18 protein-coding genes are annotated in these 25,516 nt (G+C 70.0%); 11 read left to right on the top strand and 7 right to left on the bottom strand.

Annotated elements, in window-relative coordinates; all coding sequences use genetic code 11:
- Positions 1–17: 17 nt before the first annotated feature.
- From ACZ6O5_RS08305 to ACZ6O5_RS08295, 3 genes are all read right to left on the bottom strand, one after another.
- Positions 18–1,301, bottom strand: coding sequence for a hypothetical protein (locus ACZ6O5_RS08305; protein WP_465975405.1), 1,284 nt, complete (start codon positions 1,299–1,301; stop codon positions 18–20).
- Positions 1,247–2,131, bottom strand: a complete 885-nt coding sequence (locus ACZ6O5_RS08300) for an inositol monophosphatase family protein (protein ID WP_465975403.1) — start codon at positions 2,129–2,131, stop codon at positions 1,247–1,249. Before ACZ6O5_RS08300 ends, ACZ6O5_RS08305 begins: the two co-directional genes overlap by 55 nt.
- Before the next feature lie 368 nt (positions 2,132–2,499).
- Positions 2,500–3,882, bottom strand: a complete 1,383-nt coding sequence (locus ACZ6O5_RS08295) for a stress response protein (RefSeq protein ID WP_465975401.1) — start codon at positions 3,880–3,882, stop codon at positions 2,500–2,502.
- Positions 3,883–4,260: 378 nt separating this feature from the next.
- Between ACZ6O5_RS08295 and ACZ6O5_RS08290 the strand changes: the two genes are divergently transcribed.
- The 4 genes from ACZ6O5_RS08290 to ACZ6O5_RS08275 are packed head-to-tail and all read left to right on the top strand — an operon-like array spanning position 4,261 to position 11,394.
- Positions 4,261–5,820 (top strand): type I restriction-modification system subunit M, encoded by a 1,560-nt coding sequence (locus ACZ6O5_RS08290; RefSeq protein ID WP_465975399.1) that lies wholly within the window; start codon positions 4,261–4,263, stop codon positions 5,818–5,820.
- Entirely contained in the window at positions 5,817–7,307 is a 1,491-nt protein-coding gene (locus ACZ6O5_RS08285) for a type I restriction-modification system subunit M (RefSeq protein ID WP_465975397.1), read from the top strand. Before ACZ6O5_RS08290 ends, ACZ6O5_RS08285 begins: the two co-directional genes overlap by 4 nt.
- A complete protein-coding gene (locus ACZ6O5_RS08280; protein WP_465975395.1) occupies positions 7,304–8,467 on the top strand; it encodes a restriction endonuclease subunit S in 1,164 nt (387 codons plus the stop codon). Before ACZ6O5_RS08285 ends, ACZ6O5_RS08280 begins: the two co-directional genes overlap by 4 nt.
- Positions 8,467–11,394, top strand: a complete 2,928-nt coding sequence (locus ACZ6O5_RS08275) for a type I restriction endonuclease subunit R (RefSeq protein ID WP_465975393.1) — start codon at positions 8,467–8,469, stop codon at positions 11,392–11,394. Before ACZ6O5_RS08280 ends, ACZ6O5_RS08275 begins: the two co-directional genes overlap by 1 nt.
- Positions 11,395–11,438: 44 nt before the next feature.
- Here ACZ6O5_RS08275 and ACZ6O5_RS08270 read toward each other — a convergent pair whose 3' ends face one another.
- Positions 11,439–11,633: a DUF397 domain-containing protein gene (locus tag ACZ6O5_RS08270; RefSeq protein ID WP_465975391.1), complete on the bottom strand. Its 195-nt coding sequence runs from the start codon at positions 11,631–11,633 to the stop codon at positions 11,439–11,441.
- Positions 11,626–12,507: a helix-turn-helix domain-containing protein gene (locus ACZ6O5_RS08265; protein WP_465975389.1), complete on the bottom strand. Its 882-nt coding sequence runs from the start codon at positions 12,505–12,507 to the stop codon at positions 11,626–11,628. Before ACZ6O5_RS08265 ends, ACZ6O5_RS08270 begins: the two co-directional genes overlap by 8 nt.
- A 203-nt stretch (positions 12,508–12,710) precedes the next feature.
- Here ACZ6O5_RS08265 and ACZ6O5_RS08260 point away from each other — a divergent pair, with 203 nt between their 5' ends.
- Together ACZ6O5_RS08260 and ACZ6O5_RS08255 are read left to right on the top strand one after the other, a co-directional pair.
- On the top strand, positions 12,711–12,962 hold the full coding sequence (locus ACZ6O5_RS08260; RefSeq protein WP_465975387.1) for a hypothetical protein: 252 nt from the start codon (positions 12,711–12,713) through the stop codon (positions 12,960–12,962).
- Entirely contained in the window at positions 12,959–14,725 is a 1,767-nt protein-coding gene (locus ACZ6O5_RS08255) for a hypothetical protein (RefSeq protein ID WP_465975385.1), read from the top strand. Before ACZ6O5_RS08260 ends, ACZ6O5_RS08255 begins: the two co-directional genes overlap by 4 nt.
- On the opposite strand, the gene ACZ6O5_RS08250 is transcribed toward ACZ6O5_RS08255, so the two are convergent.
- Positions 14,722–15,444, bottom strand: a complete 723-nt coding sequence (locus ACZ6O5_RS08250) for a hypothetical protein (protein WP_465975383.1) — start codon at positions 15,442–15,444, stop codon at positions 14,722–14,724. The genes ACZ6O5_RS08255 and ACZ6O5_RS08250 overlap by 4 nt on opposite strands.
- 82 nt (positions 15,445–15,526) lie before the next feature.
- Positions 15,527–17,374 (bottom strand): dihydroxy-acid dehydratase, encoded by a 1,848-nt coding sequence (gene ilvD, locus ACZ6O5_RS08245; RefSeq protein WP_465975381.1) that lies wholly within the window; start codon positions 17,372–17,374, stop codon positions 15,527–15,529.
- Between the two features lie 111 nt (positions 17,375–17,485).
- Between ilvD and ACZ6O5_RS08240 the strand changes: the two genes are divergently transcribed.
- From ACZ6O5_RS08240 to serA, 5 genes are all read left to right on the top strand, one after another.
- Positions 17,486–19,921, top strand: a complete 2,436-nt coding sequence (locus tag ACZ6O5_RS08240; protein WP_465975379.1) for a putative bifunctional diguanylate cyclase/phosphodiesterase — start codon at positions 17,486–17,488, stop codon at positions 19,919–19,921.
- A 181-nt stretch (positions 19,922–20,102) separates the two neighbouring features.
- On the top strand, positions 20,103–22,025 hold the full coding sequence (locus ACZ6O5_RS08235) for an acetolactate synthase large subunit (RefSeq protein ID WP_465975377.1): 1,923 nt from the start codon (positions 20,103–20,105) through the stop codon (positions 22,023–22,025).
- Positions 22,025–22,540 carry an acetolactate synthase small subunit gene (ilvN, locus tag ACZ6O5_RS08230; RefSeq protein ID WP_107156164.1) on the top strand — a complete coding sequence of 172 codons (516 nt, stop codon included), beginning with the start codon at positions 22,025–22,027 and terminating at the stop codon, positions 22,538–22,540. Before ACZ6O5_RS08235 ends, ilvN begins: the two co-directional genes overlap by 1 nt.
- Positions 22,541–22,598: 58 nt before the next feature.
- Positions 22,599–23,612 carry a ketol-acid reductoisomerase gene (gene ilvC, locus ACZ6O5_RS08225; protein WP_405092793.1) on the top strand — a complete coding sequence of 338 codons (1,014 nt, stop codon included), beginning with the start codon at positions 22,599–22,601 and terminating at the stop codon, positions 23,610–23,612.
- 291 nt (positions 23,613–23,903) lie between these two features.
- Positions 23,904–25,502 carry a phosphoglycerate dehydrogenase gene (serA, locus tag ACZ6O5_RS08220; protein ID WP_107156162.1) on the top strand — a complete coding sequence of 533 codons (1,599 nt, stop codon included), beginning with the start codon at positions 23,904–23,906 and terminating at the stop codon, positions 25,500–25,502.
- Positions 25,503–25,516 lie beyond the last annotated feature (14 nt).

Raw genomic sequence — 25,516 nt, 5'->3', positions numbered from 1 at the left:
TAACATTGACGCATCTGTCAGCGTCCGGCCCGCTTCCACGCCCGGTAGAACTCCTTGTACAGGAATCGCTGTACCGGCGTGCCGGTGGCAGCCATCTGCTTGCCGATCACCCGGGCACCGATCCACATTCCCGAGACCTTCGGAACGCCGGGCACCGACTCGGCCACGGACGCCACGCCGTTGACGAGTTCCTGCTCCACCGCCGACAGTGCGATCTTGCGAAACCCGAGGCGTTCGAGCAGTTGCTTCTTCGCCTCGTCGATGTCCCGTACGAGGCGTAGGTAGTCCTCGTCGGTGACGCACCTGGCGACGGCCGCTCGTAGATCGGCCGCCTTCTGCCGATAGTCGCCGATGCGGCTGACGACCAGGTCGACCCACGCCTTGTCGCCCAGCCTGCCGGTCTCCGAGGCCTGCCACAGCCGGCCACCGAGAAGCGGTAGTTCCAGCTCGAGCAGCCGCACCTGATGGGTGTCGCTCTCGCTCGCGGCAGTGGCGAGCGACTGGTGGATGCCGCGAATGGCCTTGATGACGTCGAGTACGACTCCCTCGGTCGCGCCCTCGCGGGACAGATCGAAGGTGAGGAGGAAGTCTCTTCGCAGGGGGTGTGCCTGGTACGAAAGGCCGGTGGCATCCGCTCTCGACCGGTACTTGAGCCCTCGGGCAAGGGTGGCCGCCACGTAGACCTCCTCACCCGGTGGGGCCATCGACTGAAGCGGCCCCCGTAGGACGATCGAGGCCGCCCTCGCCCACTCACCGAAGGGGTCGTCCTCCACGCCGTCGGAGGTCCCGATCCGATCGGCGTGGTGACCGGCGACGCGGACATGTGTGGCCTGGAACGCGGACCACCCGTGGATGCGCTTTGACAGTGAGTTACGGGTACCGGGCATGGCGTCGTCGCAGGTGAGTGCCTGTTCGATGAACTGTCCGAGTGCCCGGCTTCCCTGCCAGCTCTGCAGATCCTGAAGAGCGGACTCCTCGGCGGTTCGAGCGGCTCGGCTCTCGTCGGCCTCAAGGTGCAGCGGATGGAGCAACTCGGCCTCTGCCAACGCCCGGAGCAGGAGAGGCCTGGTGCCGAAGTCCGCAGCGGTGGGTCGTGCGAGTACCGGGTGGGCGACCCACACCCGGTCCATGAAAATCAACGACTGGATCAGCTCGACGAACGCCTGTCGCGCGAACGGATCGCCGGGTTGTGTGCGGCGGTTCTGAGCGGCAACGAAGTCATCGGCACCGATGATCGATGTGACGTCTACGAGGACCTCGGTGTTTCGGTGCGGGAGTTCCGCGCCACCTCCGCGAACCACTTGACTGCCTCCGGGCGACCCATCACGGTGCTGGCGAAAGTCGGTTCTGGCTGAGCGAGCGTCTCGATGGACACTGGCAGGCGCTTGTTTCCATCAATGTCCGTAGACATTAGACCGACGATCTCACCCAGACACAAGCCCGCCAAGCCGTCCCAGACCTTCTGTCGCTTGCGATAGAAGAGGTCGAAGCGTGGTGTGCCCTCGACCAGGTCGGTGAGGTCCAGCGCGGTCCGGAGCATGTCGAGCGTCTGTGACGTGGTGCGGGTCTTCAGTCGATATCCCGCCTTGGCCATGGCCAACTCGTGAAGCGGCGCCTCGGAGGTCGCACTTCGTGTCAGAGATGCGACAAGTGTGGGGTTCGGGCCGTTGTTGAGCGTTGCGGGGCGGCCGTTGACGACGATCGAGTTGGCGGCTCGGGACGCGTGCACGATCACCGGCGCACGGTCGGTGCCGAGTTCGGGGGCGACGATGAGCGCCGCCACCGGCTCCCGCCGCTCCAGCAGGCAGACGACCGAGCAGAACTCCCTGCTCTGCGGGCGGACGAACTCCGCCGTGCCGTCGATCGGATCGATGATCCAGATCCGCTCGGGCTCCTCGTCGACGCCGGGCCGCCAACTGCCGCTTCCGGACTCCTCCGCCAGTACGCGGGCTGCCGGATCGAAGGCGCGGAGCCTGTCGATGATCATCTTCTCGACTGCGAGGTCGGCCTCCGTGAGCAGCGTTCGATCGGCCTTCTCCTGCACGTCGATCTCCGACAACCGGGACCGATAGGCGGCAAGGGTGCGGAGAATTTCCGTCGCCAGCCCGGACCACAGCCGCTCAAGGTTCATCGACACTCCTACACGCCTGCGTGGAACAAGCCTGTCAGTGGTGGAGCCCCATCCTCCCACCTCTTCCCCTCGCCCGTACCCTCAGGCGCGGTCAGCGGAGCGCCAGCACCAACGGCCGGACCGCCGTGGAGAGATTCGCCTCCCCGGACCGCGTCATCACCTCGAAACGGCTTTGTCATCCACCGGTTCCGTCGCGCGGATGCGACATTGAATTCGGTCACCGGGCCAGCGCTTTCCGCGAATGGGAGAGCCCTGTTGACGATCGGACGAATGTTCCGTTCCGGCGCGTTCGCCGCCGCGGCGGCCGGCCTCACTCCTCGCCGTTCCATCCACCGGGCCCGTTCGGGCGGGGGAGAGAAACGGCGGGGTCACCGCCTCTGCTGGTTGTCGCCCGCCGCCGACGGGGCGTCGAGGTCGGGGCTGTCCTGGGAGGAGATGGCGGTGGAGACGAGGCTCGCCGCGACCGGCTGCACGGGCGTGACGTCGTCCGGCGTACGCAGGCGCGGCGGGGCGGGCATCCACGGCTTCAGGTTCTGGATGATCTGTTCGTAGAAGTCGTCGATCGCGCGCAGCACGGAGTCGATGAACGCGCCCCGCCCGCTGCCCCGCTTGGTGCCCGCCGCCGTGCTCTGGGCGACCCGGAACGCCCGCAGCTCACGGGCCGGGTCGGTGATCAGCATGCTGGGCTCGGCGCGGACCTGACGCAGCAGGTCCGTCGCGCCGCCCCCGCGGGCGTGCAGGACGAACGCCTCGATCCGTACCGTCTCCGGCGCGTCCTTGAGTTGGCGGACCAGCCAGTTCACCCTGGTGGTCGGCCGGCCGGTACGCGGAGCGTCCACGTCGACGTGGCAGACGATCTGCCCGGCCCGCAGGTCGGCGGTGACGTGGAGGTGGCCGACCGCGCCCGGAATCCTGATGCTTCCGGTCAGGCTTCCGGTGGTGACGAGCTGGTTGACGAGCGACTGGGTGCGTGCGGCCGGGTCGGCGAGGTCACGGCGGCTCAGCGCGGGCGTGACGTCGGTGCCCAACTGCCGGCCGAGGCGCAGGCAGGCGTAGCGGATCAGGGCGTCGAAGCGGCCGGCCACCTCCGCCGCGCCGACGTCGCCGGCCCGCAGCGTCCCGGCCGACACCCCATCGCGTACGGGGACCCAGGCCGGTCCCATGTCGCTGAACTCCAGTGCGCCCGAACGCGGGTGTTCGAGGTACCTGATCAGCTCGCCCAGGACCCACGCCTGGTCCGGGTCGGCGACGCCGCGGTACTCCTTCTGGACCACCGCCTGGGTCAGGATCTCCGTCCAGGGCAGGTGGTAGAGCGCGACCTTGCGCAGCTTCCGGCGATCGATCGTGGTCGGATGCTGGCCCGGCACGGGGGCGATCTCGTTGGAGATCGTGATGAGAGCGTCGAAGCCCTGTTCGCGGGCGATGTCCAGGTACGCCTCCACCTGCTCGGTCCGCAACGCGTTGCTGCCGGTCTTCACCTCCACCAGCGCGGTCCACTGTCGCTGCCCCCGCGTGACGCGGATGAGGCCGTCCGGAAAGAGCTGCTGGTTGCCGAGCTTGAACGGCACCTCGATGAAGGTCTGCACCGTGCCGGCCGGTGCGCCGAGGGACTGGGTGAGCACCCGCCCGAACTCCCGTACCGCGCTCATCACCGCCAGCAGCGCGGATGTGGCCCGGCGTTCCTGCTCCTCCGCGCCGTTGATGCCGGACGTGGGGATCAGGCGGGCCGCGAGCCAGGTCTCCTCGGACATGCGGACACTCCTCGTGAAGGCGGTGGTACGAGAAGTTACCTGCGGGCTGGGCCGGAAAGCGGCGTGATCGTGGTCGCGTACGCACGAAAAGAGTTGACCGGACGGATGTCCGCAGATCCGCCCGGCTGGGATCCATCTGCCGGACGGAGAGGCCCACGTCACCGATTCGGGCCCTGCCGGGGCTTCTGTCCGGTAGCTGACTGCGGGACCGGGCCCTCGCGCGATCGGGTGAGCAACGCGTCGGATGGCACGCCGGGAACATCCCGGTGCCGGGAATCCTTGCCAGTCGCACATGCGACTACGGTGGACCGGCACGGATTCGTGACCGCCCGCGCACGAGGAGACAGCACCAAGCATGACCCATGACCGGACCGCGACATGACCGAGCGTTATGCGCGGGCTTCCGCGACACCCCGTGACACGCTCGCCATCCCGCTCAGCCTCGCAGAGCTGGAGCAGTATCTGGCCCGCGCCGCCGACCTGCTGCGCGGCAGCATCGACCAGGCGGACTTCAAGGCGTACATCTTCCCGCTGATGTTCTTCAAGCGGATCAGCGACGTCTACACCGAGGAGTACGAGCGGGCGCTGGCGGAGTCGGACGGCGACCACGAATACGCGTCGTTTCCCGAGAACCACCGCTTCGGCATCCCCACCGGGAGCCTCTGGGAGGACGTGCGCGCCCGAACCGAGAACATCGGGCAGGCCCTGGTGACCGCATTCCGGGCGATAGAAAAGGTCAACCCGGACGTGCTGTACGGCATCTTCGGCAGTGCCGCCTGGACCAACAAGGACAAGCTGCCCGACGCCAAGCTGCGCGACCTCATCGAGCACTTCTCCACCCGGACGCTGAGCAATGCCGTAGTCGCGCCGGACGTGTTCGGGCAGGCGTACGAATATCTCATCAAGCGGTTCGCGGACCAGTCGAACAAGAAGGCCGGCGAGTACTACACCCCGCGCCCGGTGGTGAAACTACTCGTCGACATCCTCGACCCGCAGGAGGGCGAGACGGTCTACGACCCGGCCTGCGGCACGGGCGGCATGCTCATCGAGGTCATCGAGCACGTGAAGCGCCAGGGCGGCCGACCGCAGACGCTCCGGGGCAAGCTCTTCGGCCAGGAGAAGGTGCTCGCCACCTCCGGCCTTGCCAAGATGAACCTGCTCCTGCACGGCGTCCAGGATTTCGATATCAGGCACGAGGACACGCTGCGCGCGCCGGCCTTCTTCGACGGCGGTCGCCTCACCCGGTTCGACTGCGTCATCGCCAACCCGCCGTTCTCGCTCAAGAACTGGGGCGACGTGGCGTGGGGCACCGACCCGTGGGGCCGCAACCGGCTCGGGGGCGTGCCGCCCAAGGGGTACGCCGACTGGGCGTGGGTCCAGCACATGATCGAATCCGCGGCACCCGGCACCGGCCGGGTGGCCGTGGTCCTCCCGCAGGGTGCGCTGTTCCGCCAGGGCGCCGAGGGGCGCATCCGCGAGTTCGTCCTGAAGGCCGACCTGATCGAGGCCGTGATCGGCCTCGCGCCGAACCTCTTCTACGGCACCGGCCTGGCCGCGTCCGTGTTGATCCTGCGTCGGCGGAAGGCCGAGGAGCGCGCGGGCCGCGTGCTGTTCGTCAACGGCGAGACGCTGTTCCGGCGCGGCCGTAACCAGAACACGCTCGAACCCGAGCACGCCGACACGCTGCTGCGGACCGTCCAGGATTTCACCGACGCACCGGGTCTGGCGGCGGTCGCCACGCTCGACGACATCAAGGCCAACGGGTTCAACCTCAACATCCCGCTGTACGTCGCACCCGTCGACGACGGCGAACAGCGCACCCTGGAGCAGGCCATCGCCGACCTCGAAGCGGCCCACGCCGCCGCCCGCGAGACGCGCGCCGCGCTGGAGGCCGAACTGGCCAAGTGGGGCCTCGGGCCGAAGGAGGTGACCGCGTGAGCACCCGCATCACCCAGCGCGAGTTGGAGTCCTACCTGTGGGGCGCGGCCGTCGTGCTGCGTGGCCTCATCGACGCCGGGGACTACAAGCAGTACATCTTCCCGCTGGTCTTCCTCAAGCGGCTCTCCGACGTCTACGACGAGGAGCGTGCCGCCGCACTGGCCGCCTACGGCGAAGAGGAACTGGCCGACCTGCCGGAGAACCACCGCTTCGCCATCCCCGACGGCGCCCACTGGCGGGACATCCGCGCGGCTGGCACCGACGTCGGCGCGGCGGTCCTGGCCGCCATGCGGGCGATCGAGGCGGCCAACCCGGACACGCTGACCGGCGTGTTCGGCGACGGCGAGTGGGGCAACAAGAGCCTGCTGCCCGACCGGACCGTCAAGGAACTCATCGAGCACTTCTCCACCAAGACACTGTCGGTGGCGAACCTGCCGGAGGACGAACTCGGTCAGGGGTACGAATATCTGATCAAGAAGTTCGCCGACGACTCCGGCCACACCGCCCAGGAGTTCTACACCAACCGCACGCTCGTGCACCTGATGACGATGATGCTCAAGCCCGAGCCGGGCGAGTCGGTCTACGACCCGACCTGCGGCACCGGGGGCATGCTCATCTCCACCGCCGCCGAGCTGCGCCGGCAGGGCAAGGAGTGGCGCAACCTGCGGCTGTACGGGCAGGAACTCAACTACGGGACGTCGGCCATCGCCCGGATGAATCTGTTCCTGCACGGCATCGTCGACGGGGACATCGCGTACGGCGACACGCTCACCAAACCCGCCTTCCTCGACGGTAACCGGCTGCGCACCTTCGACGTGGTGCTCGCCAACCCGCCTTACTCCATCAAGGCGTGGAACCGGACCGCGTTCACCAACGACCCGTACGGCCGCAACATGTGGGGAGTGCCGCCGCAGGGGCGTGCTGACTACGCGTTCTTCCAGCACATCGCGGCCAGCCTGGACCCCGAGTCCGGCCGGGCCGCGATTCTGCTCCCGCACGGCGTCCTGTTCCGGCGGGACGAGCTTGCGATGCGGTCTGGGCTGGTCAAATCCGACCTCGTGGAGTGTGTGCTGGGGCTGGGAGAAGGCCTGTTCTACAACTCACCCATGCCGGCGGCTGTGGTGATCCTGCGAGCACGCAAGCCGGTCGACAGGAAGGGGAAGGTCCTCTTCATCGACGCTCGGACGGAAGTCGCGCGGGAACAGAGCCAGTCGTTCCTGCGTGGCCGCCACCAGCAGAAGATCCTCGCTGCCTATGAGGGCTTTGAGGAGCAAGACGGCTTCGCTGCGGTCGCCACGCTCGACGAGATCGGCAACAAGGGGAACAGCCTCGCCATCCCGCTCTATGTCAGCCGCAACGGCGTGGACGAGTCAGCCGAAGCTGTAGACGTCATTGACGCGGTCGACGCCTGGCGGGCCTCGGCGGCGGAGGCGGACCGCGCCATCGGTGACGTGCTCGCCATGCTGCGGCAGGAGGTAGCCAAGTGAGCCTCAATCTGGACAAGAGCGGCTGGAAGCGCGTCGCGCTCGGAGACGTGATCAGGCACGTTACCGACCGGGTAGACCCGGAGACCTCGGGTTTGGAGCGCTTCCTCGCCGGAGAACACATCCCCAGCAACAGCCTTCACATCACGGATTGGGGCGTCATCGGGCGCGACCCCATCGGCCCGATGTTCTACAAGCGCTTCCGACCGGGCCACGTGCTCTACGTGTCGCGTCGTTCCTACCTGCGTAAGACGGCCGTCCCCGAGTTTGAGGGGATCACCGGCGAAAAGACATTCGTTCTTGAAACCCGTGATCCAGGCATCCTGCTTCAGGAATTCATGCCATTCCTGTTAAGTGCTGAGCCTTTTCATCAATATGCGGTGGCCAACTCGCGAGGTTCGGTAAACCCCTACATTAACTGGACCGAACTCGCGAACTATCAGCTCAGGCTGCCGCCTCCTAATGAGCAGAAGCATCTTGCTGGGCTCCTCTGGGCGGTCGAGAGTCATCGGCGTGCTCTTGGTCTCCTTACAGCGCGAATGAGGAGTACAGCCCGAGAGAGCGTCGTGAATCTGCGTCGTTGGGCGGTGGATGCGAAGCAAGTTTCTGAAGTTGCCAAGATTCGCAGCGGGCATGCTTTCCCGAAGGATTTGCAAGGACAACCGCGCGCCGAAGTCCCCTTTTTCAAGGTGGCGGACATTGAGCGGCCCGGGAACGAGCGCTATCTCGTCTCCGCTGCAAACTGGATTACAAGGAAGCAGGCTGTTGATCTAAATGCAGATCCTTTCCCCGCTGGGACATTAGTGACGGCGCGCGTTGGGGCCGCTATTAGGCTTGAGCGAAGGCGTGCGCTTGCAGTTCCCAGTCTGGTGGACGACAACTACTTGGTGATTCGGCCGCAAGGTGTTGATCCAGCTTACCTTCTCGCAATTCTTTCAGAGACTGATTTGGCGAAATCCGGTAATAGTGGTGTTGTTCCTTCGCTCAATCAAAAGATCGTGGGCGCAGTTCTGATTCCGGCTCTCGGTGAGGAGGGCGAGCGACGCTTCGGTCAGTTGTACGAAAATCTTAGAGATGCGCTGGATGTGGCCTTGCAAGAAGCTGCTTCTCTCAAGAATTTGATGGCAACGCTACTTGCCGAAACCTTCGGAGGTGACGAGTGATGTTCAACGAAGCGAACGCGGTTCGTGACTTTGTTCGGAACCTTGTCAGCTCTCGTAATACCCAGTTCGTGTCCGGTAAGCAGTTGCCGCGCCGTGAGGAGGAGGTGCTGCTGGAAGGGCCGCTTAAGGCGGCCCTGATCCGACTGAACCCAGCCGTCGAGGCCGACCCACGACGCGCCGATGAGGTCATCTACCAGCTCCGGGCAATCATCCTGGCCGCGCGGCGGACCCCAAACCCGGTCGTCGCCAACGAGCAGTTCACCGCCTGGTTGACCGGCCAGAAGTCGATGCCGTTCGGCCCGGCCGGTCAGCACGTCACGGTTCGTCTTATCGACTTCGACAACCCGGATCCGAGCGCCAACCAGTGGATCGCCTCGACGGAGGTGACCTACCGGGTCGGGCGGGTCGAGCGCCGCTTCGATCTGGTGCTCTGGTGCAACGGCTTCCCGTTGGTTGTCGGCGAGGCGAAGTCGCCGGTTCGGCCGGCGTACTCCTGGATCGACGCGGCGGCGCAGATCAACGAGGACTACGAGGTCAACGTCCCGGCGTTCTTCGTGCCGAACGTGTTCAGCTTCGCCACCGAGGGCAAGGATTTCCGGTACGGCTCGGTCGGCATGCCGGTCGGCCTCTGGGGGCCATGGCGGGAAGAGACAGACGACGATGCCCCGGCGCGGTCCGGTCTGGCGGTGGTGCGCGAGGCGGCCGAGGGTGTGCTGTCACCGGCGGCGGTGCTGGACTTCCTGCGCTTCTTCACGGTGTTCGCCACCGACAAGAAGCACCGCAAGATAAAGATCATCGCGCGGTTCCAACAGTTCCAGGCGACGAACCTGATCGTTGAGCGGGTGCTGCACGGTCAGGTCAAGCAGGGCCTGATCTGGCACTTTCAGGGCTCGGGCAAGTCGCTGCTCATGGTGTTCACCGCGCAAAAGCTGCGCGCCACGGCGGGGCTGACCAATCCCACCGTGATCATCGTGGTGGACCGGATCGACCTCGACACCCAGATCACCGGAACGTTCAACGCCTCGGACGTGCCGAACCTCGTCTCGACCAACAGCCGCCGGGAGCTTCAGGATCTGCTCAGCACCGGTGCGCGGAAGGTCATCATCACCACCGTCCACAAGTTCGGCGAGGCGCCAGGCGTGCTGGACGCCCGCGACAACATCATCGTCATGGTCGACGAGGCTCACCGTTCCCAGGAGGGCGACTACGGCCGCAAGATGCGCGAGGCCCTGCCGAACGCGTTTCTCTTCGGCCTGACAGGCACTCCGATCAACCGCCGCGACCGCAACACGTTCATGTGGTTCGGATCCACAAAGGATGAAGGCGGCTACCTGTCGCGCTACTCGTTCCAGGATTCGATCCGGGACGGGGCGACGCTGCCGTTGCATTTCGAGCCGCGACTGTCGGAGATCCACCTCGACGAGGCCGCGATCGACGCCGCCTTCGCGGAGCTGGCCGAGCAGCACCGGCTCACCGAGGCCGACAAGTCGACGTTGTCCAGGCGGGCCGCCTCGCTGGAGTCGCTGATCAAGTCTCCCGGGCGGGTCCGCAGGATCGCCGAGGACATCGCCGAGCACTTCCGGGCGAAGGTCGAACCGCAGGGTTTCAAGGCGCAGGTGGTCGTCTACGACAAGGAGACCTGCGTCGCCTACAAGGCGGAACTCGACAAGATCCTCGGCCCCGACGCCTCCACGGTCGTGATGAGCCGCACCGCCCGTGACCCGGAGGCGTGGAAGGAATACACGCCGGACCGGGACGAGTTGGAGCGCATCACTGCTCGGTTCAACGACCCAGCCGATCCCCTGAAGATCATCATCGTGACGGCGAAGCTGCTCGTCGGCTTCGACGCGACCATCCTCTACGCGCAGTACGTCGACAAGCCGCTCAAGGAGCACAACCTGCTCCAGGCGATCACCCGCACCAACCGGGTCTACCCGCCGAGCAAGACGCACGGCCTGATCGTCGACTACCTGGGCATCTTCGACAACGTCGCCAAGGCGTTCGCCTTCGACGAGAAGAGCATCCAGCAGGTCATCAGCAACATCGACGTGCTGAAGAACCAGCTCCGCCCAGCCGTCGAGGCGGCGTTGGCCTTCTTCCCCGGCGTCGACCGGACCGTGGGCGGCTACGAAGGGCTCATCGCCGCGCAGAACGCGCTCAGCAGCGACGAGGCCCGCGACGCGTTCGGGGCGGCCTACAGCATCGTCGCCCAACTCTGGGAAACCCTCAGCCCGGACCCGATCGTCTCGCCCTACACCACCGACTACCGGTGGCTCACCGATGTGTACGAGTCGGTGCGGCCCTCGGACATCGCCGGCCGACTGGTCTGGCACACCCTCGGTGCCAAGACGCTGGAACTCATCAACGAACACGTCACCGTCGAGGTGCCTCGCACCGACCTCGACACGATCGTGCTCGACGCGCAGGTGATCGAGGACCTCATGTCCGGCCGGCGTCCGGACGTCGACCCGGTCGAGGTCGAAAAGTGGATCACCGCCCGCATCGCCAGGCACAAGGGCAACCCGGCCTTCATCGAACTCGGCAAGCGGCTCTCGGCGCTACGGGAGAAGTACGCCCACGCGCAGCAGGCCAGCCTGGACTTCCTCAAAGACCTGTTCGCCCTCGCCCGGGACACGGTCGCCGCGGAGAAGGCCGCCGCGCAGATCCCCCGCGAGGAGCAGGGCAAGGCGGCGCTCACCGAGCTGTTCCAGTCGCTCAAGGGCAACGGAACACCGATCATCGCGGAGAAGGTCGTCGAGGAGGTGGACGAGGTCGTGCGGGCGGTGCGCTTCGACGGCTGGCAGGACACCCGCGACGGTGACCGCGAGGTCCAGCAGTCCCTGCGCAAAACGCTCTACATCAAATTCAAGATCCGTGACAACGACGTGTACGAGCGCGCCCTCGGCTACATCCGCGAGTACTACTGAACCCGGGCGCGGCGGTCATCGCCCCGCCGCACCCCGGGCTGCCGTCAGCGGGTGTGCTTGGTCTGGGCGGTGAAGGTGGTCCAAGCGGCGGGGGTGAAGGTGAGGACCGGACCCGCCGGATCCTTGCTGTCGCGTACGGCGACCAGGCCGGGCAGGTTGTCGGCGACCTCGACACACTCTCCGCCGTTGCTGCCGCTGCGGGTGCTCTTGCGCCACTGCGCTCTGGTCAGATCAGCCATGGTGAACCTCCCCGATGATCTTATCGACCAGCCGTCTCGACAGGCTGGGGTCGAGAGCAAGCTCATCGATGCTCGCCCAGACTTTCTCATATGCGGCGAGTTCCTGGGGTCGGTCGAGATACAGCGCTCCGGTCCACGATTCGCTGTAGACGACCGGCGGCTCGGGCGTTGCCCGGTTGCCAGCGGGGAACGCCAACATGACGAACGTGCCAGCTTCGACGCCTCGATGCAGACCGGCCATGAGCGGTAGCACGCGAACGGAGACGTTCGGTCGTTCGCTCAGGGCTGCCAGGTGACGCAACTGACCTACCATCGTCTCGCTGCTTCCGACGACCCGCAGCAGTGCCGCCTCGGAGAGTACGACTTCGCAACGTGGGGCAGGCGGCAATCGGCGGCTCAACAACGCTTGGCGTTGCAGCCGGACCTCGACCAGGCGTTCCCGCTCCTCGTCGCTGACCTCGGACCGGTGCTGGTACACCGCGTGCGCGTATTCCCTTGTCTGGAGAAGACCAGGCACCATCGCGTCGTAGTAGAACCGGAGCCGACCGGCTGACTGTTCCAGGCTGACGTACAGCTCGAACCAGTCCGGGATCGCGTCGCCGTAGGCGTGCCACCAACCCTTCGCCTTCGTCTCGCTCGCCAGCGCGGCCAGCGCGCCGGTCAACTCCGCGTTCGCGTCGTAGAGCTGGCACATCGCCCGCACGTCGACCCCGCGTACTGACCCGAGGCCGCGCTCGATCCGCCATACCTTCTGCCGGCTGCACTCCAGCGCCTCGGCCGCCGCGTCGAGCGTCACCCCGGCCTCGGTGCGCAACTGCCGCAGCGCCCGGCCGAGCTGCCGTCGCGGCACCGTCGAACCCATGTCCTCCGCCAACGACCACGCCTCCGTCCCATTTTGCAACACTCCGAATACCCGCTTCGGAATGCCTATCCGTTGTACATAAATAAGTCAAGAATCGGGGCCGGAGAGTGTTGCGCCGATGCCGTTAACGCCACAGGATGACCAGCGCACAAGCCCTGTTCTAGCGGTTATCGGAAATGGGAGTGGCGCTCTCGTGCATGTATTCTGGGAATCCCATGGGTGAGCGTTTCGTGGCGCATCTGCCGTTCACCGCCGCCGACCTGTCCGCCGCCCGCCACTTCGCCGGCACGCTGGCCCGCTCGGTGAGCTTCCTGTCCGAAGTGGACGCCGGTGAGGTCACCATCAGCTTCGAGGACGCGCAGGGCGTACGCCATCGGGTCTTCTGCGACCTCCCGCTGCCCGACCGCCGCCGGTGCGCGCGCCGGGTCGACCACGACGGGGCCTGCGCGCCGAGGCCGCCGCGATGAGCGACGTGACCACCTGCCCGCAGTGCGGTGGCGCCGGTTGCCCGCGCTGCCGCTGGCGGGGCCGCCGCCGCGCGCAGCTCCTGCTGACCGTCGCCAACACCGACACCGGGGCGGTCGCCTCCCATCGGGTGACACCCGCCGACCTCGACCCCCGGCCGGACGCGACAGGTGGCGCGGTAGCCGACCTGACCGCCCGGGTACGCGACCTCGCGTCCACCGTCGCCGTCGCGCTCGACCCCGACCCGCTGCGGGTACGCCTCCCGCCGGCCTGGCGTCCCGAAATGCCCGCCGCCGACCGGTACGCCCTCGCGGCGCAGGCCCTCTCCAACGCGGCCCGCCGCCCGTGGCGGCTCTGGGTGGGCGGGGCGACCGCCCCCGCCCCGGTGGATCCGGACGGCCGGCTCGCCCAGCTCTGCCACTTGGCCGACCTGCTCCTGCTCGACCTTGTCGTGACGGCCCGCCGAGTCGACGGTCCTCATCCGTCGCCGGACCGTCGATACGACGAGTGTCTGCGGTGGACGATTCGCTACGAGGTGCTCGGCTCACCCGTCCCCGAGGGTCCGGTCGAGGGCAGCCCCGACCTGGCGACCGCGCTGAGACTCACCGACGCGCGCGCCGCCCTGGCCGGCCTGACCGAGCGGGGCCTGACCGCGCCTTCCCGGCTGCTCGATCCCGACCCGCGACGCTGCGGCGCACCGGCGATTCCCGCCCCACCCGGGCCGGTCAGCCGGGTCGAACGACGTGTCGTCGCCGAGCTGGCCGACAGTCGGCCGGGCGCGCAGGCGGTGTGGCGGGACGGCGGCTGGTGGTACACCGCCCTGCGGTACGCGGGGTCCGCCGGCCGGTCCACGACGCGCAGCCGGCCCTCGCTGCGGCGGGTCGCCGAGCCGCCCGACCCGCCCCGGCTCGGCGACCCGGGACCCTCATCCGGTGGGCCGGGACCCTCGTCCGGAGAGCCGGGCATCCGGTTCCCGTTCGACGGCATCCCCGGCCGGGACCGCGCGGCGGTGCTGGTCACCGTCACCGACCTGCGGCACCGGGTGGTGCACCTGACCTGGCGCAGCGGCATCCCGGAGGCCACCCGCACGGTGGCGCGCACGGCTGACGGCCGGCCGGTGGTGCAGCTCCCCGAGCGCTACCGGCTCGGCGCGTGGGCGTGCGTCTTCGGCGTACGCCCGGAGGACCTGGCGGAGGCGGACGGCGGCCACATGATCGCCCGTGACCTGCGTGACGGATACGTCAGCCTGCCCTGGGTGGGGGCCGACCCGGTCGGGGAGTACGTGCGTCAGGTCGGTGCCGGTCGGCTTCTCGTCACCGCCGCCCGCCCGGAGGTGCCGCCGCTGCCCGAGCTGGTCCGGCTCGTGCTCGGCCTCGACCTGGCGCTGCACGTCGGCGTGCTGGACCTGCGACCGCACTCCGGCCACCCACTCCGGCCGGACGGCCGGTGGTGGTCGGTGGCGGTGCGACCGCGCGACGCCCCGATGCACCCGGACGACCTGCCCACCCGGCCCAGCCTGGCGGCGGCCCTCGACGACTGCCTCACCCACCTGGTCGACGACGTGGCCGGACTGGTCCCCGCCAACCCGGATGAGCCGCTTCCGGTGCCCGGCTCACCGGCTTGCGAGCTGGGTGCCGACCCGGTGCCCGAGCTGGTTCGGCTCGCCGCGCAACACGCCGGCCGGGCGGTGACCCTGCGCGTCACCCGCGACGGCCACACCGTGCACCGCCACGACGACGACGGCGTACGCCGGTTGGGCGGTTAGTTCGGCAGGGCGGCGAGGCCGGCCAGCAGCTCCCACCGCTCGGCGTCGGTGAGCACCGCGTACGCCGGCTCGTCCCGGCGGTCGGTGTCGGCCTCGATCGGCGCGCGCTCCGGCCCGTCCGGCAGCGCGCGGATCTCCTCGGCGGTCAGCCCGGCGGCCCGCCACGCGGCCCGGTGCGCGTCCGCCCGGTGGTGCCGCAGCGAGCCCAGTCGGGTGGCGAGCAGCAGCGCGGGGGACGCGCCGTCCGGCTCGTACGGCGGGGACATGGCGCGGAACGCCGGCCCGCCGGTGGCCTGCGCGTGCGCCAGCACCCGGCCGACCAGGTCCGCGAGCCGGGGCACGATGCTCAGGCCGGGCAGCACCTCGGGCCGCGTCCCCCACAGCTCCTCGGCGGCCTCGCCGGTGGCGCGCTGACCGAACGACGCCAACTCCCGGCCTCGTTCGGTCAGGTGCCAGGCACCCTCGTCGTCTTGGACGAAGACGCCCTGCGCCAGCTCCCGGCTCAGGTCGACGCCGGTGTAGATGAGGCCGTCGGCGAGCGCCTCGGCCGGCAGCGGCCGGGCCAGCACGCCGGAGAAGAGCGTGTTCTCCATGCCGAGTTCGTGGCCGCGTTCGGCGTAGAACGCCGCCATCCGGGGGCGTGCCTTCAGGCGGGCGCCCATGTAGACCCGGTCGATCGCCGGTCGGATCAGTCGCGCGTAGCTCACCGTCGTCTCCACGTCGCCGGACGTTACCGGTGAAAGGTGTCAAGCGGGGCCCCCGCCTCTGCACGAGGCGTTAAGCGGGGGCCCCTCCTTGCACCTACTCGGGGACGCGGCGGTACGCGCCGTCGCTGGCCGAGGTCGCCATCGAGGCGTACGCGCGCAGCGCCGCCGAGACCGGGCGCTGCCGGTCGGCCGGCGTGTACGGGCGCTCGCGCTTCTCCTCGGCCACCCGGCGCGCGGTCAGCTCGTCGGCGGGCACGTTCAGCTCGATGGAGCGGCCCGGGATGTCGATGACGACCTCGTCGCCGTCGCGCACCAGCGCGATCAGCCCGCCGGAGGCCGCCTCCGGGGAGACGTGCCCGATGGACAGCCCGGAGGTGCCGCCGGAGAACCGGCCGTCGGTGAGCAGCGCGCAGGCGCGCCCGAGCCCTCGGCCCTTCAGGAACGAGGTGGGGTAGAGCATCTCCTGCATGCCGGGGCCGCCCTTCGGTCCCTCGTAGCGGATCACCACCACGTCGCCGGCGACGATCTGCTTGGCCAGGATGGCGGTCACCGCGTCGTCCTGCGACTCGAAGACCTTGGCCGGGCCGCGGAACGTCAGGCACTCCTCGGGCACCCCGGCGGTCTTCACCACGCAGCCGTCCGGCGCCAGGTTGCCGTGCAGGATGGCCAGCCCGCCGTCGGCGCTGTAGGCGTGCGCGAGGTCGCGGATGCAGCCACCGGCCGCGTCGGTGTCCAGCGACGACCAGCGGTTCGTGGTGGAGAACGGCTCGGTGGTGCGCACCCCGCCGGGCGCGGCGTGGAACAGCTCGACCGCCTCGGGCGTGGCCGAGCCGCCGCGCACGTCCCAGTCGGCCAGCCACCGGTCGAGGCCGGGGGAGTGCACCGCGCGCACGTCGCGGTGGAGCAGGCCGGCGCGGTCCAGCTCGCCGAGGATGGCGGGGATGCCGCCGGCCCGGTGCACGTCCTCCATGTGGTAGTTCGGCGAGTTCGGGGCGACCTTGGCCAGGCACGGCACCCGCCGCGAGACGGCGTCGATGTCGGCCACGTCGAAGTCCAGCTCGGCTTCGCGGGCGGCGGCGAGCAGGTGCAGGATCGTGTTGGTGGAGCCGCCCATGGCCACGTCGAGCGCGACCGCGTTCTCGAACGCCTTCCGGTTGGCGACGTTCCGCGGCAGCACCGAGGCGTCGTCCTCGTCGTACCAGCGCTTGGCGATCTCCACGGCGGTGCGGCCGGCCTCGACGAAGAGCGACCGGCGCGCGGCGTGGGTGGCCAGCGTCGAGCCGTTGCCGGGCAGCGCCAGGCCGATCGCCTCGGTCAGGCAGTTCATCGAGTTGGCGGTGAACATGCCGGAGCAGGAGCCGCAGGTCGGGCACGCCGAGCGCTCGATCTCGCCGAGCTGGTCGTCGGTGACCGCCTCGTTCGAGGAGGCGATCATGGCGTCGATCAGGTCGATCTTGGAGTGGACCACGCCCTCGATCGCCACCGTCTTGCCGGCCTCCATCGGGCCGCCGGAGACGAACACGGTCGGGATGTTCAGCCGCAGCGCGGCGAGCAGCATCCCGGGGGTGATCTTGTCGCAGTTGGAGATGCAGACCAGGGCGTCCGCGCAGTGCGCGTTGACCATGTATTCCACCGCGTCGGCGATCAGCTCGCGGCTGGGCAGCGAGTAGAGCATGCCGCCGTGGCCCATGGCGATGCCGTCGTCGACGGCGATGGTGTTGAACTCCCGACCCACGCCGCCGGCCTCGGCCACCGCGTCCGCGACCAGGCCGCCGAGGTCCTTGAGATGGACATGACCGGGTACGAACTGGGTGAAACTGTTGGCGATGGCGACGATCGGCTTGCCGAAGTCGTCGTCGGTCATCCCGGTGGCCCGCCAGAGGGCCCGGGCGCCGGCCATCGTCCGACCGTGGGTGGATGTCCTCGACCGCAGCTCAGGCATGTCCACCAGTCTGACACCGCCGGCCCGGCGACTTCCGGCCGTACACCCTGTGTCCCAACAGTTGCACACCCGGTCCCCCACGGAGGGCACGGATCCGGCAGAGTTGAACGTGTGCAGTCGTCCCCGGGGATGGTCGCCGTCGCGGCGCTGAGCGGTTGCGCCGCGGCCGGCGCCGTCGCGCTGCTCGCCGCGTCGGCCCGGCGCCGCACCGGCCCCCGTCGGCAGGCCCACCTGCTGCTGGCCGTGGCCGGCGGGACCGCCCTGCTCAGCCTGCTCCTCGGCCTGGGCGGCCTGCTGCTCGCCGGGGACCACTGGGCGCACCGGCAGGGCCAGCGCACCGGCTGGGCCACGCTCGTCGCGGCGTCCACCACCGTGGCCGCGGTGGGCCTCGGCGCCGCGCTGCTGCGGTTGCCCGGCGCGGCGGCGACCCGGGCCGCCACCGCCCGGCTGCTGCTCGACGGCGTGATCATGGCGACCGCGCTGTGGTTCGTCGGCTGGGTGGCGTTCAGCGCGCCGACCCGGCTGCTCGGCGACGCCACCCCGGTCGCCTGCCTGCCCATCCTGCTGGCCACCGTCAGCGCCGCGCTCACCACCGGGCTGACGCTGATCCTGGTGCTGCGCGCCGCCCCGCCGCGCGGCTGGCTGACGTTGCTCGGCGGCGGCGCGATCGCGGTGACCGCCGGGGGTCTGGGCGTGGCGGCCGGGCTCTGCCAGGGCGGCCCGCGCATGCTGCTGGCCGGCGCCGTGCTGACCGCGGCCGGCCTGGTGGCCACCGCCGTCGCCGGGCGCCGGGCGGACGCGACGCGGTTCGACGTCGACCTGATCCGCCGCGACGGCGAGTACGCGTTCGTGCCGATGTTCGCCATGGCCGCCTCCGCGATGTACCACCTCACCCAGGGCGGCCGGTTCGACGGGTACGGCATCGTGACCGGCAGCGTCGAGGGGTTCGCGCTCGTCGCCCGGCAGTATCTCGCCCTCAACGACGTGCGCGGCTACGCCGTCCGGCTGGCCGAGCGGGAGGCGCACTTCCGTGAGCTGGCGCACACCGATCCGCTCACCGACCTGGCCAACCGGCGCGGGCTGCTGCGGGCCCTGCACCGGTGCGCCGAGACGGGGGTGCCCTGCGTGCTGCTCGGGCTCGACCTGGACGGCTTCAAGAACGTCAACGACATGCGCGGGCACGACGTCGGCGACGCGGTGCTCGCCGAGGTGGGTCGGCGGCTGCGCGGCAACCTGCGGCCGGGCGATCTGGCCGCCCGCCTCGGCGGCGACGAGTTCGCGGTGCTGATGCACGGTTCGGCCGAGCCCGGACCGGTCGCCGAACGGCTGCTCGGGGTGCTCGGCCGCCCGTACGAGGAGGCGGACGGGCCGGTCTTCCTCTCGGTCAGCATCGGGGTGGCCGGCAGTCCCGGCGACCACGACGTCGAGCTGTTGCTGCGCAACGCCGACCTGGCCCTGCGCTACGCCAAGCAGCGCGGCAAGAACCGGATCGAGCGCTACGACGCCACGTACGACCAGTTGCTGAGCCGGCGCACAAGGCTGGAGCACGAGCTGCGCGGCGCGATCGAGCGCGACGAGCTGCGGCTGGTCTTCCAGCCGGTGGCCTCGCTGCCCTCGGTCCGGCCGGTCGGCGCCGAGGCGCTGCTCCGCTGGCGTCACCCGGAGCTGGGCAACGTCCGGCCGGACGAGTTCATCCCGCTCGCCGAGGAGTGCGGGATGATCTCCAAGCTCGGCGCGTGGGTGCTGCACCAGGCCTGCTACCAGCTCTCCCGCTGGCTGGCCGACGGGCACGACGTCTGGGTGTCGGTGAACGTCTCGCCGCGCGAGCTGCACGCCCCGCAGTACGTCGTCCAGGTGGCCGACGCGTTGCGCGCGCACCACGTGCCGCCGCAGCGGCTGGTGCTGGAGGTGACCGAGCACGCGGTCGCCACCGACCTGGACGAGCTGATCCGGCGGCTGACCGCGTTGCGGCTGACCGGCGTCCGGATCGCGCTCGACGACTTCGGCGCCGGCTACTCCTCGCTGGGGCAGCTTCGGCGGCTGCCGATCGACATCCTCAAGATCGACCACAGTCTGGTCGCCGAGCACGAGCCGGTGCGGCCGGTGGGCCGGGAGGGGCCGGCGTTCGCCCCGATGGTCGACATCGTCATGCGCCTCGGCCACCAGCTCGGGCTGGAGGTGATCGCCGAGGGGGTCACCAACCCGACCGAGCTGGCCGCCGTGGTGGCCGCCGGCTGCCGGTTCGGCCAGGGCGCGCTCTTCGGCTGGGGGGTGCCGGCCGAGCACCTGGAGGCGATGCTGGAGGCGGCCACCGCGCCCGGCAACCGGCCCGCCGCGATCCCGCCCGCGCCGCCGTCCCCGCCGGCGCGTACGCCGTCGCCGTTGCTGCCCCGGCTGCGCAACAACCCGCCCGCCCCACGCCCCGTCGTGGAGGCGTCTCCGCAGGTGGCGGCCGGCGTGGAGGGGGTGTCGACGACCGACACGCCCACGTCCGTGAACCAAAATGTGGGATCAGTTGACTCATCGCGTGAGATGCGTCAGGCTTAGCCGCATGTCGTCGAACCGGTCGCTGCGAGTACTTACCTGAGCGCACTCTCCTCCCGAGAGTGCGCTGGCCCCGTGCATCCTGCACGAGGGCTTTTTTGTTGCCGTCGGACCATCGCCGGGGCGCCCGCCGTCCCATCCTGACAACCGCGTCACCCACTCACAGCCGAAGGCCTGAACCGCCATGACGAGACCCACGCCAGAGACCCTCGCCCACTCCGCCCGACGAGCCCGCACGGGCACCGGCGCGACCGGCGACGCCGACCACGCCCCCGCCGCCCGCGCCGGCGCCGCCCCCGCCGCGAGCCGGGCCGTCCCGGCCGGCGCGGACCCGGCCGGCACACCGGTCCGGCAGCCCGCCACCGCGCAGGTCTCCGGCGCCGGCTCGCTCGTGCGCTCGCTGGAGGCGCTCGGCGTCGACGTGGTCTTCGGCATCCCGGGCGGCGCGATCCTGCCCGCGTACGACCCGCTCTACGACTCCACGGTCCGGCACATCCTGGTCCGCCACGAGCAGGGCGCCGGGCACGCGGCCACCGGCTACGCGCAGGCCACCGGCCGGGTCGGCGTCTGCATCGCCACCTCCGGCCCGGGCGCGACCAACCTGGTCACCCCGATCGCGGACGCCTACATGGACTCGGTGCCGATCGTGGCGATCACCGGCCAGGTGGCCCGGCCGTCGATCGGCACGGACGCCTTCCAGGAGGCCGACATCCAGGGCATCACGCTGCCGATCACCAAGCACAACTTCCTGGTGCAGACCGCCGACGAGATCCCCCGGGTGCTCGCCGAGGCGTTCCACCTGGCCGCCACTGGCCGGCCCGGCCCGGTGCTCGTCGACATCCCCAAGGACGTCCTCCAGGCGTCGGCCACGTTCTCCTGGCCGCCGACGCTGGACCTGCCCGGCTACCGGCCCACGCTGCACCCGCACGGCAAGCAGATCCGCGAGGCGGCCCGGCTGATGACCACGGCCCGCCGGCCGGTGCTCTACGTCGGCGGCGGCGTGCTCAAGGCCGGCGCCACCGAGGGGCTGCGCCGGCTGGCCGAGCTGACCGGGATCCCGGTGGTCACCACGCTGATGGCGCTCGGCGCGTTCCCCGACTCGCACCGGCAGCACCTCGGCATGCCCGGCATGCACGGCACCGTCGCCGCGGTCTACGGCCTCCAGAAGGCCGACCTGATCGTGGCACTCGGCGCCCGCTTCGACGACCGGGTGACCGGCAAGCTGGACTCGTTCGCGCCGGACGCCGCGGTGGTGCACGCCGACGTCGACCCGGCCGAGATCGGCAAGAACCGGCACGCCGACGTCCCGATCGTGGGCGACGCGCGGCACGTGATCGACGAGCTGATCGCGGCGGTCACCGCCGAGCAGGCCACGCACCCGGCCGCCGACCTGGCGGACTGGTGGCACCAGCTCGACGACCTGCGCGAGCGGTACCCGCTCGGCTTCGAGGAGCCGGCCGACGGCACGCTCTCCCCGCAGTACGTGATCAAGCGGTTGGGCGAGATCGCCGGTCCGGACGCGATCTACGTGGCCGGCGTCGGCCAGCACCAGATGTGGGCCAGCCAGTTCATCTCGTACGAGAAGCCGAACACGTGGCTGAACTCCGGCGGGCTGGGCACCATGGGCTACGCGGTGCCGGCCGCGATGGGCGCCAAGGTGGGCCGGCCGGAGACCACGGTCTGGGCGGTGGACGGCGACGGCTGCTTCCAGATGACCAACCAGGAGCTGGCCACCTGCGCGCTGGAGGGCATCCCGGTCAAGGTCGCCGTGATCAACAACGGCAACCTCGGCATGGTCCGGCAGTGGCAGACGCTGTTCTACGGGGAGCGTTACTCCAACACCGAGCTGGGCACGCACAAGCACCGCATCCCGGATTTCGTCAAGCTCGCCGAGGCGCTCGGCTGCGTCGGGCTGCGCTGCGAGAACGCCGCCGACGTGGACAAGACCATCGAGGCGGCGATGGCGATCACCGACGCGCCGGTGGTCATCGACTTCGTGGTCGGCAAGGACGCGATGGTCTGGCCGATGGTGGCCGCCGGCACCAGCAACGACGAGATCATGTTCGCCCGGGGCGTCCGCCCCGCGTTCGACGAGGACGATATCTGATGACCCTGCACACGCTGTCCGTGCTGGTGGAGAACAAGCCGGGTGTCCTGGCCCGGGTCTCCGGGCTGTTCTCCCGGCGCGGGTTCAACATCGACAGTCTCGCCGTGGGCGAGACCGAGAACCCGGACGTCTCCCGGATCACCATCGTGGTCAACGCCGAGTCCTCGCCGTTGGAGCAGGTGACCAAGCAGCTCAACAAGCTGGTCAACGTACTCAAGATCGTTGAGCTGGACGCGCAGGTCTCGGTGGCCCGGGAGCTGCTGCTGGTCAAGGTCCGCGCGGACCGCAGCGCCCGCGCCCAGGTGCTGGAGACGGTCGGCCTGTTCCGGGCCCGGGTGGTCGACGTCGCGCCGGACACGTTGACCATCGAGGCCACCGGCACGCCGGACAAGCTCGACGCGCTGCTGCGCGACCTGGAGCCGTTCGGCATCAAGGAGATGGTCCAGTCCGGCACGGTGGCCATCGGGCGCGGTTCCCGCGCCATCACCGCCGGCCCGGCGCTGCGCGCCGCCTGATCCGTACCCACCAGTTTCTCGACGGGCCGACGGGCACCGCCGTACGAAAGGGAAGTCAATGAGCGTTGAGGTTTTCTACGACGACGACGCCGACCTGGGCCTGATCCAGGGTCGCAAGGTCGCCGTGATCGGGTACGGCAGCCAGGGCCACGCGCACGCGTTGTCGCTGCGTGACTCCGGCGTCGACGTGGTGATCGGCCTGCCCGCCGGGTCGAAGAGCCGGCCCAAGGCCGAGGAGCAGGGCCTGCGGGTGCTCAGCCCGGCGGAGGCGGCGGCCGAGGCCGACGTGATCATGATCCTCGCGCCGGACACCGCCCAGCGTGGCCTCTACGCCGACGCCATCGCGCCGAACCTGGCCCCCGGCAAGGCGCTCTTCTTCGGCCACGGCTTCAACATCCGGTACGGCCTGATCACGCCGCCGGCCGACGTGGACGTGGCGATGGTCGCCCCGAAGGGCCCCGGTCACCTGGTCCGCCGCCAGTACGTCGACGGCAAGGGCGTGCCCTGCCTGGTCGCCGTCGAGCAGGACCCCAGCGGCAGCGCGTTCGCCCTGGCGCTGGCGTACGCAAAGGCGATCGGCGGCACCCGGGCCGGCGCGATCCGGACCACCTTCACCGAGGAGACCGAGACCGACCTCTTCGGCGAGCAGGCGGTGCTCTGCGGCGGCGCGGCGGCGCTCGTGCAGACCGGTTTCGAGGTGCTCACCGAGGCCGGCTACGCGCCCGAGGTGGCCTACTTCGAGTGCCTGCACGAGCTGAAGCTGATCGTCGACCTGATGTACGAGGGCGGCATCGCCCGGATGCGCTACAGCATCTCCGACACCGCCGAGTACGGTGACCTGTCCCGTGGCCCCCGGGTCGTCGACTCGCGGGTCAAGGACGAGATGCGCAAGATCCTCGGCGAGATCCAGTCCGGCGAGTTCGCCCGCGAGTGGGTGGCCGAGGACGAGGCCGGCCGGCCGAACTTCGCCAAGTGGCGGGCCGAGGGCGCGGCCCACCCGATCGAGGAGACCGGGCAGAAGCTGCGCGCCATGATGAGCTGGGTCGACCGGCCGATCACCGAGACCGCCTGACCGGACACACCGCCCGACCGGGCCCACCGTGCGACCCGCGACCCGACGCTCTCCCCGGCGTCGGGCCGCGGGTCGTCGCCGTCGGCACGTGAACCGGCGATGTCCGGCACGTGACGACCGCGTGTGAGGGCCCTCACCCCGTGGTCCGGGACCCGGAGGGCGGGCCGACACCTACCATCCTTGGTGTGGTGCTCCACGCGGCACCCGACGGCCATGGCACGGATCGGCGCAGGGCGCAGCGCGGCGCCCCGACGCCCCAGGCCAACCGATACCGAGCGTCTACGAGGACCGATGAATCCTGTCGTACTGATCGCCGAAGAACTCGCCCCCGCCGCCATCGAGGTGCTCGCGCACGACTTCGACGTGCGCCACGTGGACGGCACCGACCGTCCGGCCCTGCTCTCCGCGCTCTCCGAGGCCGACGCGGTGATCGTACGTAGCGCCACCCAGATCGACGCCGAGGCGGTCGCGGCGGCGCCCCGGCTGAAGGTGGTCGCCCGGGCCGGCGTCGGCCTGGACAACGTCGAGGTGCCGGCCGCCACCGCGCGTGGCGTCATGGTGGTCAACGCTCCCACCTCCAACATCGTCTCCGCCGCCGAGCAGGCGGTCGCGCTGCTGCTCGCGGTGGCCCGCAACACCGCCAGCGCCAGCGCCGCGCTCAAGGCCGGCGAGTGGAAGCGGTCGAAGTACACCGGCGTGGAGATCCAGGGCAAGACCGTGGGCGTGGTCGGCCTCGGCCGCATCGGCGTGCTGTTCGCGCAGCGCATCGCCGCGTTCGGCACCCGGCTCATCGCGTACGACCCGTACATCCAGCCGGCCCGCGCCGCGCAGCTCGGGGTGCGTCTGGTCGGCCTGGAGGAGCTGCTGCGGGAGAGCGACTTCATCTCGATCCACCTGCCGAAGACGCCGGAGACGGTGGGCCTGATCGGCGAGAAGGAACTGGCGGTGGTCAAGCCGGGCGTCCGGATCGTCAACGCCGCCCGGGGCGGGCTGGTCGACGAGCAGGCGCTCGCTGACGCGATCGCGGAGGGCCGGGTCGCCGGCGCCGGCGTCGACGTGTACGCCAAGGAGCCCTGCACCTCGTCGCCGCTGTTCGCGTTCGACAACGTGGTGGCCACCCCGCACCTGGGCGCCTCCACGAACGAGGCGCAGGACAAGGCCGGTCTGGCCGTGGCGAAGAGCGTCAAGCTCGCGCTCCAGGGCGAGTTCGTGCCGGACGCGGTGAACGTGCAGGCCGGCGGCGTGGTCGCCGAGGACGTCCGGCCGCTGCTGCCGCTGGCCGAGAAGCTGGGCCGGGCGTTCACCGCGCTGGCCGGCGGCGTGGCCGCCAGCGTCACCGTCGAGGTGCGCGGCGAGATCGCCAGCCACGACGTCTCGGTGCTCAAGCTCGCCGCCACCAAGGGGCTGTTCAGCTCCGTGGTGGAGGAGCAGGTCACCTACGTCAACGCGCCGCATCTGGCCGCCGAGCGGGGCGTCGAGGTCACGCTGGCCACGCCGACCGAGACGGTGGACCACCCGAACCTGGTGACGGTGCGCGGCGCGCTGCCGGACGGGCGGACCGTCCGGGTCTCCGGCACGGCGGTGCACACCGGGGCCCGGGACGTGCTCAAGCTGACCGAGGTGGACGGCTTCGACGTGGAGATCGGCGCGGAGGGCATCCTGGTCTTCCTGCGTTACGTCGACCGGCCCGGCGTGGTCGGCACGGTCGGCACGCTGCTCGGCGAGGCCGGCGTCAACATCGCCGCCATGCAGGTGGCCCGGCGGGAGGCCGGCGGCGAGACGCTGATGACGCTCACCGTCGACCAGGCGCTCGGCGCCGACCTGCTCACCTCCGCGGCCGACTCGATCGGCGCGGTCGCGGCCAGCGCGGCCGACCTGCGCGACGAGTAGTCCGCACCGGACGG

The sequence above is a fragment of the Micromonospora sp. NPDC049201 genome (assembly GCF_055586805.1).
Note: the sequence above shows the minus strand (reverse complement) of the source record. Positions and strands in the feature narration are given on the sequence as shown.